Origin of the sequence: Buttiauxella gaviniae, assembly GCF_040786275.1 — a bacterium.
GTDB lineage: Bacteria > Pseudomonadota > Gammaproteobacteria > Enterobacterales > Enterobacteriaceae > Buttiauxella > Buttiauxella gaviniae_A.
Window position 1 is genome coordinate 360,641 of sequence record NZ_JBFMVT010000002.1, and the last position, 11,947, is coordinate 372,587.

The 11,947-nt window shown below is 49.5% G+C and carries 11 protein-coding genes; 5 read left to right on the forward strand and 6 right to left on the reverse strand.

Translation table 11 applies throughout. From position 1 onward, the window contains the following. Positions 1–9: 9 nt before the first annotated feature. A complete protein-coding gene (gene yccS, locus AB1E22_RS02410; RefSeq protein ID WP_367593918.1) occupies positions 10–2,145 on the forward strand; it encodes a YccS family putative transporter in 2,136 nt (711 codons plus the stop codon). Here yccS and AB1E22_RS02415 read toward each other — a convergent pair. After that, the gene (locus AB1E22_RS02415; RefSeq protein ID WP_367593919.1) at positions 2,142–2,756 is read right to left on the reverse strand and encodes a TfoX/Sxy family DNA transformation protein; all 615 of its coding nucleotides are present in this window, start codon (positions 2,754–2,756) and stop codon (positions 2,142–2,144) included. The genes yccS and AB1E22_RS02415 overlap by 4 nt on opposite strands. A 220-nt stretch (positions 2,757–2,976) precedes the next feature. Here AB1E22_RS02415 and sulA point away from each other — a divergent pair, with 220 nt between their 5' ends. Together sulA and ompA are read left to right on the forward strand one after the other, a co-directional pair. Continuing rightward, positions 2,977–3,477, forward strand: a complete 501-nt coding sequence (gene sulA / locus AB1E22_RS02420; RefSeq protein ID WP_367593920.1) for an SOS-induced cell division inhibitor SulA — start codon at positions 2,977–2,979, stop codon at positions 3,475–3,477. A gap of 360 nt (positions 3,478–3,837) precedes the next feature. Next, positions 3,838–4,917, forward strand: coding sequence for a porin OmpA (gene ompA, locus AB1E22_RS02425; RefSeq protein ID WP_367593921.1), 1,080 nt, complete (start codon positions 3,838–3,840; stop codon positions 4,915–4,917). A 91-nt stretch (positions 4,918–5,008) separates the two neighbouring features. Here the strand turns inward: ompA and matP are convergent, their stop codons facing one another. Further along, positions 5,009–5,461, reverse strand: coding sequence for a macrodomain Ter protein MatP (gene matP, locus AB1E22_RS02430; RefSeq protein ID WP_367593922.1), 453 nt, complete (start codon positions 5,459–5,461; stop codon positions 5,009–5,011). A 175-nt stretch (positions 5,462–5,636) separates the two neighbouring features. Between matP and AB1E22_RS02435 the strand changes: the two genes are divergently transcribed. Continuing rightward, on the forward strand, positions 5,637–7,391 hold the full coding sequence (locus AB1E22_RS02435) for an AAA family ATPase (protein ID WP_367593923.1): 1,755 nt from the start codon (positions 5,637–5,639) through the stop codon (positions 7,389–7,391). Between the two features lie 68 nt (positions 7,392–7,459). Continuing rightward, complete coding sequence (gene fabA / locus AB1E22_RS02440) at positions 7,460–7,978, forward strand: bifunctional 3-hydroxydecanoyl-ACP dehydratase/trans-2-decenoyl-ACP isomerase (RefSeq protein WP_367593924.1); 519 nt, start codon at positions 7,460–7,462, stop codon at positions 7,976–7,978. 58 nt (positions 7,979–8,036) lie between these two features. Here fabA and rmf read toward each other — a convergent pair whose 3' ends face one another. From rmf to pqiA, 4 genes are all read right to left on the reverse strand, one after another. Then, complete coding sequence (gene rmf, locus AB1E22_RS02445; protein ID WP_034456319.1) at positions 8,037–8,204, reverse strand: ribosome modulation factor; 168 nt, start codon at positions 8,202–8,204, stop codon at positions 8,037–8,039. Between the two features lie 268 nt (positions 8,205–8,472). Continuing rightward, positions 8,473–9,039, reverse strand: a complete 567-nt coding sequence (pqiC, locus tag AB1E22_RS02450) for a membrane integrity-associated transporter subunit PqiC (protein ID WP_367593925.1) — start codon at positions 9,037–9,039, stop codon at positions 8,473–8,475. Continuing rightward, on the reverse strand, positions 9,036–10,676 hold the full coding sequence (gene pqiB, locus AB1E22_RS02455) for an intermembrane transport protein PqiB (protein ID WP_367593926.1): 1,641 nt from the start codon (positions 10,674–10,676) through the stop codon (positions 9,036–9,038). Before pqiB ends, pqiC begins: the two co-directional genes overlap by 4 nt. After that, positions 10,666–11,934, reverse strand: a complete 1,269-nt coding sequence (gene pqiA / locus AB1E22_RS02460; protein ID WP_367593927.1) for a membrane integrity-associated transporter subunit PqiA — start codon at positions 11,932–11,934, stop codon at positions 10,666–10,668. Before pqiA ends, pqiB begins: the two co-directional genes overlap by 11 nt. Positions 11,935–11,947: the final 13 nt, after the last annotated feature.

Genomic DNA, 11,947 nt, shown 5'->3' on the forward strand with positions numbered 1-11,947 from the left:
TGAGAATTAATGCTTAGTCCAATTCTGCGGCGCTATACCTGGAACAGTACCTGGCTCTATAACTTACGCATTTTCATTGCGCTTACGGGAACCGCAGCGTTCCCATGGTGGTTGGGTGAAGTCAAACTGACCATTCCCTTAACGCTCGGTGTGGTTGCCGCAGCGCTTGCAGATTTAGATGACAGACTCGCCGGGCGTTTACGCAACTTACTGATTACGCTGATTAGCTTTTTTATCGCTTCAGCTTCAGTAGAGTTGTTGTTCCCCTGGCCCGTGCTGTTTGGCATTGGGCTTATGGTCTCCACCAGCGGGTTTATTCTTCTTGGCGGATTAGGCCAGCGTTACGCCACTATCGCCTTTGGTGCGCTGCTTATTGCTATCTATACCATGCTCGGTATTTCTCTGTACGATCACTGGTATCAGCAGCCTATTCTCCTGCTGGCAGGCGCCATCTGGTACAACTTATTGACGCTTGCCGGGCATCTCATTTTCCCGATTCGCCCGCTGCAAGATAACCTGGCTCGCTGTTACGAGAGCCTTGCACGCTATCTGGAAATCAAAGCCACGCTGTTCGATCCTGATATTGAAGACGAAAGTCAGGCACCAATGCTTGAACTTGCGATGGCCAATAGCCAGCTTGTGACAATGCTGAACCAAACTAAAGGTTCATTACTCACACGCTTACGCGGGGATCGTGGTCAGCGCGGCACGCGCCGTACGCTGCATTACTACTTTGTTGCGCAGGATATTCACGAACGCGCCAGCTCCTCACACATTCAGTACCAGGCCCTGCGTGATAAATTCCGCTACAGCGATATCATGTTCCGCTTTCAACGTCTGTTAACTATGCAGTCCCAGGCCTGTTTGCAGCTTTCGCGCTCCGTGCTATTGCGTGAAAAATATCAGCACGATCCCCGTTTTGAGCGCGCGTTTACGCATCTTGAAGCCGCCATTGAAAGGCTGAAAGCCGACCCGACGCAGGACGTCGAATTAAAAGCACTTGGCTTCCTGGTGAGCAATTTGCGCGCTATAGATGCCCAATTAGCAACCATTGAATCTGAACAGGCCCTTGCTGCTCCTGAGCGTGATATTGAAAACCGTCTGGCCGATGACCGCTTAACGGGCCTGGATGATATTTGGCTGCGTCTGAAACGCAACCTTACACCGGAATCTGCACTGTTTCGCCATGCGGTGCGTATGTCCGTTGTGTTATGCATCGGCTATGCATTTATCCAGTTTACCGGGCTAAAACACGGCTACTGGATATTGCTGACCAGCCTTTTCGTATGCCAACCAAACTATAGCGCCACTCGCCGCCGCCTGGCTTTGCGAATTATCGGCACACTGGTGGGCGTGGCGATCGGGCTACCCGTTCTGTACTTCGTTCCCTCGCTTGAAGGGCAGTTGGTTTTAATCGTTATTACCGGTGTGCTCTTTTTTGCTTTCCGGAATGTGCAATATGCGCATGCCACGATGTTTATCACCTTGCTGGTATTGCTTTGCTTTAACCTGTTGGGCGAAGGGTTTGAAGTCGCGATGCCGCGAATTTTCGATACCTTGTTAGGGTGTGCGATTGCCTGGGCTGCGGTGAGCTTTATTTGGCCTGACTGGCGTTTCCGGCGATTACCGCTGGTTGTTGAGCGGGCATTTAACGCGAACTGCCGCTATTTAGATGCCATTCTTGAGCAGTACCACCAGGGCCGGGATAACCGGCTCGAGTACCGTATTGCACGTCGGGATGCGCATAACAAAGATGCTGAACTGGCATCTGTGGTCTCAAATATGTCATCTGAACCGCGTGTTTCATCTGAGATGCAAGAAACCGCATTTCGCTTACTGTGCCTGAACCACACCTTTAACAGTTATATCTCGGCCTTAGGTGCACACCGCGAAAAACTCACTAACGACGATATTTTGCTGCTGCTTGATGATGCAGTGTGTTACGTCGATGATGCGTTACATCATTTGCCCGCAGATGAAATTCGCGTTCAAAAAGCTTTGCAGGGGTTGTCCCAGCGAATAACTTCTCTTGAGCCGCAACCAGACACCAAAGAGCCATTAGTCCTTCAGCAAGTTGGTTTGCTGGTTGCGCTACTGCCGGAAATATCGCGTCTCCAGCAACTTATGTCACAGCAGCACGATTAACGAGTGTGACGTCGCTGGTAAAGATGCCCCCACTCCACCAACTCCCGGCGTGTTGCTGCCGGGAGAGCCGCTTCATGAATACCGCAAATCGCCCCCTCTAAAGCCAATAGCACTCTGACACCAAGCGCTTTGTTCACATTCCTTAGCTTTATCCATGAACGTTTCGCTCCATAAGCATGAAGGGCGCGCACATCCGCAATACCAGCCTCCCAAAGCATCATTTCCAGGCTGTGCGTTAAATTAGGCAAATCTTTAAGCCGTTGTTGTGTTTTCTGGCGAGACTTTTCACGCCGGGCGCTAAACAAAGCATCCGTTGAAAGCTGCAATAACTTTTCTCTATCGCACCATAACCCCTCATCGACATGATAATAATTCAGCGCAATAGCTCGACCCCGTTTGTTATAAACCAGCGATTCTGCCGCTTTTTTGACAAAGTAAACTTCTGATTGTTCGCATGCGCGCAGGTAGAGTTCCCCCTCAGAAACCATTGCAAAAACGACATTATCAATTGTTAAGCTATACCCGCCAAACAGTGAGCGGTAGTTAATTTCACCCAGTGAAGATAGACATTCTTTTGATTGATGAATCCTTGCATATGACCGCTTTTTCATGAATATATCCTTAAATATCATGCCATAACATAATAAAACGGCTTATTACCGTTTCTAGTTACGTGAAAATAATTAACCCAAGGGCTGGCGGCAATCACATTCTCTCTTTCCGCAGAATTACGTGATGAAATTGCGATATGCTTTCCGAAATTTAGATTGATCTTTGGCCTGACAGGCATTACTGTATATTCATACAGTAACCCATCAGGCGGGATTAACTATGCATTCACATAACGTTCTAACTCACGTTGCCACTGTTCCAGGTTCTACGGCTCAGCCATCAGCAGGTAACAACATAAAAGGGTTGATCAGTGAAGTGATCTACAGCGAAGATCAGCCATGGATTACGCAGTTGGTGTTATTGCCATTACTTCAGCAGCTTGGTCAGCAATCACGCTGGCAGTTGTGGTTAACGCCGCAGCAGAAATTGAGTCGTCAGTGGGTGCAATCGGCGGGGCTTCCATTAGCGAAAGTGATGCAAGTGAGTCAACTCGATCCACTTTTTACCGTTGATGCTATGGTAAAAGCGTTGCAGACAGGAAATTACAGTGTTGTTATCGGTTGGTTACCAGAAGAATTGACTGATGAAGAACATTTGCAGCTATCCTCTGCCGCAGAAATGGGTAATGCTCTTGGCTTCATTATGCGTCCAATGCGCACCTCGGAAACAGGTCGTCGACCACGAAGTGGGCTAAAAATTCATTCTAGTTTGTATCATTAAGTAAATTTAAGAGAAATCCTGGAACTTTTTCTTAGTTCTGTACAATTGATTGTGAATTATCAAGAATCCGCGTCTCAAGCCGCTCCAGACGGCCTTCTACCGAATTTTGAGCGAGTGAATTTCAGGCAAACTTGTTAGAAAATGTGTACACAAGTCGTTTTTTTTCATATGCCTGACGGACTTCACACTTGTAAGTTTTCAACTACGTTGTAGACTTTAGCTCGCCAGGGTTGCTCTTCCATAACACCGACTAATCGGTAGAGTAACAAGTGAGCATAAACTCGGGCGAAGGATTTAACCCTGGGCTTTAGAGCGATTTTAAAGCTCATGGCCTTTTTGGATGATAATGAGGCGCAAAAAATGAAAAAGACAGCTATCGCGATTGCAGTGGCACTGGCTGGCTTCGCTACCGTAGCGCAGGCCGCACCGAAAGATAACACCTGGTATGCAGGTGGCAAACTGGGTTGGTCCCAGTTCCATGATACCGGTTTCTCTGACCAGAACGGCTATGATAGCGGCATCGGTAATGGCCCAACTCATGAAAGCCAGCTGGGTGCAGGTGCTTTCGGTGGTTACCAGGTTAACCCGTATGTTGGTTTTGAAATGGGTTACGACTGGTTAGGTCGTATGCCATACAAAGGCAGCGTTGAAAACGGTGCTTTCAAAGCGCAAGGCGTTCAACTGACTACCAAACTGAGCTACCCAATCAATGACGACCTGGACATCTATACTCGTCTGGGTGGTATGGTATGGCGTGCAGACTCTACAGCTCTGAATGCTGCTGGTAACCGTGTAAGCGATCACGACACTGGCGTATCTCCTCTGGCAGCTGGTGGTATCGAGTGGGCTGTTACCCGCGATATCGCTACTCGCCTGGAATACCAGTGGACCAACAACATCGGTGACGCTGCTACCGTTGGTACTCGTCCAGACAACGGCATGCTGAGTGTTGGTGTTTCTTACCGTTTCGGTCAGTACGATGCTCCAGCTCCAGTTGTAGCTCCGGCTCCAGCTCCAGCTCCAGAAGTACAGACCAAGCACTTCACTCTGAAGTCTGACGTTCTGTTCAACTTCAACAAAGCGACTCTGAAACCAGAAGGTCAGCAGGCACTGGATCAACTGTATACTCAGTTGAGCAACCTGGATCCTAAAGACGGTTCAGTTGTCGTTCTGGGCTTCACAGACCGTATCGGTTCTGACGAATACAACCAGAAACTGTCTGAAAAACGTGCACAGTCTGTTGTTGATTACCTGATCTCTAAAGGTATCCCAGCTAACAAGATCTCCCCACGCGGTATGGGCGAATCTAACCCAGTTACTGGCAACACCTGTGATAACGTAGCTCCTAAAGCTAAACTGATTGATTGCCTGGCTCCAGATCGTCGCGTAGAGATCGAAGTTAAAGGTATCAAAGACGTTGTAACTCAGCCTGCTGCATAAGCTAACTAAGTTACCGTTATAAAAAACCCCGCTTCGGCGGGGTTTTTGTTTTTCTGTTCTCTGAAGGGAAAGCAACAGCTCTGCTTAAGCATTACTTTTTGCCAAGCATGGCCTGGAGATCTTGTTTTAGAGTAGACATCTGATTCGCGTATTGCTCTTTACGTTCTGCATCTTCAATCAGTTGCACAATAGTTTCTGAGAGTGTGCACCCTCGACGATGAGCAAGCCCCGCTAACCGCTGCCAGACCAGATATTCAAGGTCAATGGACTTCTTACGCGTATGCTGATGTTCAGCATTAAAATGCCGTTTACGCCGAGCACGGATAGTTTGCTTCATGCGGTTATGGAGTTCTGGATTCATATGCTGCTCTATCCAGCTCAACACATGCACAGGCTCATTCTCAAAACGCAGCAGTTCATCAACGGCTTCTTGTGCCGCGCTGGTTTCGATATAACGTGTGATTAACTCGCCTTCGCGGTGCTTTTTAACCAGATACGTCCACTTCCAGCCGCTCTCGAGATTTTCCAACTGTTGGTATTTCATTGTGATCTCAGTGTGACCGTGTAACTCATTTCAGAATAACAGTTTTTTTTATTTTCGCTTACCTGAAAAATGAAAGCTGTGAGCTAAGTAAACCTACCGGTCCGCATAATCCGTGTGCTGCCCTGCCTATTCTTGTATAATCGCGCCTTTGACATCTAATTAATAAATAGCGACTTTGACGACTAATCGACTTGAATGGCGTGCTCTTGTACCTGATACCGAAAGCTATCAGGAAATTTTCGCACAGCCTTATGATTCCGAAACTGCCCCTTTCTCCGCTGTGCAACCGCGTCTGTCGTACGGACTGGTACAACTCAGCCAACCGGTAGCCTCGGCCGATCTGATGCTGGTAAAAGCCGCTGAAGAAGCCGAATACCTTAATCTTATTGCTAACGCCGCACGTGAATGCTGGTCGCAAGACAGCGCTCTGACCGGCGGGCATTATCAAATCGAAGGTCAACGCGTCACGCTACGCCCGGCAGAATCCGCTGCAGACAATTTTGCAGGGCTGTCCGAGGTCGTTGCGGCTGACTGGATTGAAGCAGAACAGTTATTTGGCTGTGTTCGTCAGTTTGCCGGGGAAATCACCCTGACTCCTGGCCTGGTTCATCGTGCGAACGGCGGCATTCTGGTTCTGTCATTGCGCAGTGTCTTAGCCCAGCCGCTATTATGGCTGCGTCTCAAACAAATGGTGATTCAGGGCCGCTTCGATTGGATTTCCCCTGATGAAACGCGCCCGTTACCGGTAAGCATTCCTTCACTACCATTGAACCTGAAACTGGTTCTGGTGGGTGAACGTGAATCGCTGGCAGATTTCCAGGAAATGGAGCCGGAGCTTGCAACATCCGCCATTTACAGCGAATTCGAAGACAATCTGCAAATCGCCTCTGCCGATGATATGGCGCTATGGTGCCAGTGGATTTACGCAGTAGCAAAATCTAAAACACTTCCAGCGCCTGCAACGGACGCGTGGCAGGTATTGATTCGTGAAGCAGTACGTTATACCGGCGATCAAGAAACACTGCCGCTCTGCCCTTCATGGATTGGCCGTCAGCTTCGCGAAGTCGCCGCCTTTACCGAAGAGGAAACCTTTGGGGCCGAAGAGCTGACGCAAATGCTGACGCAGCGTGAATGGCGCGAAGGCTATCTCGCAGAACGTATGCAGGATGAAATTCTGCTTGAGCAGATTCTGATTGAAACTGAAGGTGAAATGGTCGGCCAGATCAATGCCCTGTCAGTGATTGAATTCCCGGGCCACCCACGCGCTTTTGGAGAACCTTCGCGAATCAGTTGCGTGGTGCACGTAGGCGACGGTGAATTTACCGACGTTGAACGTAAGGCAGAGCTGGGCGGCAATATTCATGCGAAAGGCATGATGATCATGCAGGCATTTTTGATGTCTGAATTGCAGCTTGATCAACAAATTCCCTTCTCCGCATCGCTGACATTTGAACAATCTTATAGCGAAGTGGATGGCGATAGCGCCTCAATGGCCGAACTTTGCGCATTAATCAGTGCCCTGGCAAATGTGCCGATTTATCAGCACATCGCGGTGACGGGTTCTGTCGACCAGTTTGGTCGGGTGCAACCGGTTGGCGGCCTGAATGAGAAGATTGAAGGTTTCTTCCGTATTTGCCAGCAGCGCGAATTTACCGGCAAGCAAGGCGTTATTATCCCGGTGGCTAACGTACGTCACCTGTGCCTGCATCAGGATGTTCTGGATGCGGTAGAACAAGGGCAGTTCACCATTTGGGCGATCGACGATGTCACGGATGCGCTACCCTTATTGACGAATCTGCCATGGGATGGCGAAGGGCAAAATACACTCATGCGTGCGGTACAAGAGCGAATCGCTCAGGCATCCGCACAAGATATTCGGCACCGTTATCCTTGGCCACTACGTTGGCTCAGCTGGTTCACACCGAACTGATCGGACTTGTTGAGCGTACACGTGTTAGCTAACATGCGTGCTTCATTATAAAAAGGCTTACTGTAAACATGGTAGATAAACGCGAATCCTATACAAAAGAAGATCTTCTTGCCTCTGGTCGTGGCGAACTGTTTGGTGCTGAAGGCCCACGTTTGCCTGCACCATCCATGCTGATGATGGACCGCGTGGTCAAAATGACCGAAGACGGTGGCAACTTCGATAAAGGTTACGTTGAAGCAGAGTTGGATATTAATCCTGATCTGTGGTTCTTCGGTTGCCACTTTATCGGCGATCCAGTGATGCCTGGTTGTCTGGGTCTGGATGCAATGTGGCAGTTAGTCGGCTTCTACCTCGGCTGGTTAGGCGGTGAAGGTAAAGGCCGTGCGCTGGGCGTGGGTGAAGTTAAGCTCGCGGGTCAGATCCTGCCTACAGCGAAAAAAGTAACCTACCGTATTCACTTCAAACGCGTTATCAATCGCCGCCTGATTATGGGCCTGGCAGATGGTGAAGTGCTGGTTGATGGCCGTGTTATCTACACCGCTACTGACCTGAAAGTAGGTCTTTTCAAAGACACCTCTGCTTTCTAATCCTCTGAAACGCGAAACCTCCGCTAGCGGAGGTTTCTTTTATCTAAAGAGACAGTGATTACGCGGTAACCGCCCTGTCTTCCATGGCTTCTCGCCAGCCTCCCATCCAGTACGACCTTTGATTCAGTGTCTGATAAGGACACATCTCTTTGGAGCGTCCGACGATACCTGCTTGATAACCACGTTGATGAGCCCGTTCCAGGCGATCTCGTTTTTGTCTCTTCATGCCTCGTTTCCCTCATTTCTTGATCAATCAAATGGATCTGGTGGAAAGAAAACAGTGGCTACAAAACGTGCAACCACATATAACGAATACCCTCAAAAACAGTTATCGTCAATGCGCAAAATTCACGCCAATGTCATAAAGATGAGCTACGAAAAAGATATTTTCTGTAAAAAATGAGAGATTAGACGGGTAACGAACTAATGGAAAAAGAAAAGCTGCGCTCCGCTTTGATGACAGATGACGCAGCTTTTTTGTGCTAATGAGAAGATTAATTAATGCGTGTTAGCTGGCTTGCGATGCTTTGCGCTTCTTGCTGCCACGCCTGAGCTAAGGTTTTCACCATAGCATCATAGCCATCGGCTTCCTGCTTCAGCTCAACATGAAACGGACGTTTAATCAATTGACCCTGGTGATTAAGAAGCCATTCACCACTGACAATGACCTTCCCGTCATAACGTCCATGGAAGCCCGTCACATTAACATTCAGAGTATCCTGAGTACTGCCGAGCGGTTGCGACGCCACAACCCAGCCCGGTAATGCGCTACTCAAATTGCTCACCAGTGTATTACGCAACTGCTGATCCAACGGGCTTGCCCACAAATTACTGTTGGCAATAACGTACTGCACATCGCTGGTCTGATAAACCACGCCGTTTCCAGCGAGGTAATCAGGAACAGCAACCTGCTCTACCCATAACAAATGGGTGCCAGGCTGGCTCACAGCCTGCATAGCAGGCGCTGTGCTTTGAGGCAGCTGGTAATACGTTTTTCCATCCTCGCTGCTGCTACAGGCCGTTAGCGCTAAGGCAGCAAATATCAGGAGCCATTTTTTCATTCTTTTGCCCTCTTCGGCTGGGGATCTTTTTTATCCTTCGCTTCAAAGATCAGCGAATTGCTCTTATCGTTCAACGTTCGCAGCACAGGCTGCAGTTCACGCAGAACCTGATCAAGACGCTGCATATCGGCCACCATCTTGTTGTACGCCGCAGATCCCGGCTGGAAGCCCTGCATACTGCGATTCAGTTCACGCAATGTGGATTGCATATCATCTGGCAAAGATTGCATCGACTTGTTCGACGTAATTTTGTTCAGATTATCGATCGTCTGCTGCAAGTGCTTCATCGTACGCTGACTTTCGGCAAGCGAATTGGTCGCCTGGTCAATCATCGGATTGAGCGGCAGGTTATTAATTTTATCCAGCGTTTCCAGCAGGCGTTGCTGAATTTGCGCAAGGCCACCGCTCATGGTTGGAATAATTGGATAACCACCGAACGTTGTCATACCCGTCACCGGCGGCGCTTTAGGATAGAAATCGAGATCGACATACAGCGCACCCGTCACCAGGTTGCCGGTTTTCATCGATGCTCGTAAACCGCGCTTGAGCAGGGAATCCATGTTCCCCTCAACGTCGGTATCATCCCCGATGATATTTTGTAAACGCTCAGGTTCTATCCGAATCAGAACCGGAATACGGAAATCATCGTTTAATGCCTGGCGCATACCCGGCGTAAAGAAAGGCACGCGAGCCACGGTTCCTAAACGAATCCCGCGGAATTCTATAGGTGCGCCCGGCTGCAAACCACGCACCGAATCTTTGAAGAACATCAGATAATCGATGTGCCTGGTATAGAGCGAGTCCTGAATACTTTTTTGATCATCGAAAAGTTTGAACTCGCTACCGGCCTGAACCGGCTGGCCGATATCCAGACTTTCAGGAACGTCGAAACTGACGCCACCGCTGAACAACGTGGTCAGCGAGCCCATCTCCACACGCATGCCCTGCGATGACAAATCGACCGCAACACCGCTATCTTTCCAGAAGCGTACATTACTGGTGACCAGACGATCGTTTGGTGCACTGATAAAGAGCTGATAGCTGATACTACGTTTAGTCGCATCAAAGCTGCTGGTTTCAACCGAACCGACGCGATACCCACGGAACAACACCGGGTCCCCTGGAGAGAGCTGCCCCGCTTTGTTGCTGTCCAACGTGATGCGAATCCCCTTGGCATCCGGTGGCGCTAAAGGCGGGGCATCCAGCAAATCGTAACGCTCGGGTTGCGCCCCCTTCGTCCCCGGTTGCAATTCAATATAAGCCCCGGATAACAACGTTCCCAGGCCCGAAATACCTTCCCGACCAACTTGCGGTTTCACTACCCAAAACACCGAGTCTTTATGCAGTAATTTCTCCATGCCGGAGTGCATACGGGCGGTAATTTCCACATGGTGCAAGTCATCGGAAAGCACAGCACTCTCAACGACACCCACATCAACACTGCGGCTTTTTATCGTGGTTTTGCCACCTTCAATACCTTCAGCATTGGTTGTGATGAGCGTGACTTCCGGCCCTTGATGGCTGTAGTGGTAAAAAAGGATCCATGCCCCGATAAGCACGGTAACGATAGGGAAAATCCATACCGGGGACCAGTTTTTTACCTTTGCTACTTTTGCTTCCCCGCTTTTATTTTCCATGCTCAGACGACTCCTCATGAGTTGAATCCGGTGCGCGATCCCAGGACAAGCGAGGGTCAAAGGTCATCGCCGCAAACATTGTCAAAATAACCACTAATGCAAACATAACGGCACCGATAGCGGGATAGATACTCATCAATCCACCCATGCGCACCAGCGCCGATAAAACCGCAATCACAAATACATCAATCATCGACCAGCGCCCGACAAACTCGACCACTTCGTAGATCAAATGCATTCTTTCACTGTCACGACGTCCGTGGCCGTTTGCATCCCAACACAGCCAGGCAATCGCCAACATTTTAAGCGTCGGCACCAGAATACTGGCGACGAAGATCACCATCGCAACCGGATAGGAGCCTTCGCTCCATAGCAAGATAACCCCGGCAAGAATCGTCGAGGGAATTTTACTGCCCAGGACTTCGGTTATCATGATAGGCAAGATGTTCGCTGGTAGATAAAGCATAATGGACGTCAGCAACAGCGCGAGCGTCCATTGCAAACTGTGACGACGGCGGGCATAGCCTTTGGTTTCACAGCGCGGGCAGATTTCCGTGCCTGAAGGCACGATAGCCGTACAGCACGAACAAGACCGCAGCCCCTGGCGAATACCGGACACACCGACTTTTAGAGGGGCGTTAATAACCGGTTCGGGGGCAATATCATCCCAGAGCCAGCGGCGGTCAACGCACTGAAACGCGCGCAGTTGTAGCACGCAAAACAGGCACCACGGAATAAAGCTGCTGCCTACTCCAATGTCGCCATAAGCCATCAATTTGACAAAACTGACCAGCACACCGGCGAGAAAAATCTCTGCCATCCCCCAGGAACGCAGTTGAAAGAGGATCCGCGCTAAACGCTTTTTCAGCAATAACGGCATCGACGCCTGATTAACCAGTAATAAAATCGTGATTAAACAAAACGCGGGAACGGCCTGCACAAATGCCATGAAAAAGGTGCCGAGGCTTGCGTAGTCTTCGCTAAAAAGCACGCCTGGAATTTCAAGCAGCGTAACCTCGCTGTTGATACCCGCGACATTCATATTGATAAAAGGGAAAAGGTTGGCCAGCAGGAGCATAAATAGCGCGGCCAACGCATAAGCGGTAGGACGTTGCCGTGGCAACGCCCACTGGGTCAGAAGGGTTGTTCCACAACGTGGACAGACGGCCTTGTGGCCGTCTTCTAAGTCTGGCAGAGCAACCAGTAAATCACATTGTGAACACAATATGTGTGAACGATGTTGATGCGTGGCACACATATCGTATCTCCTT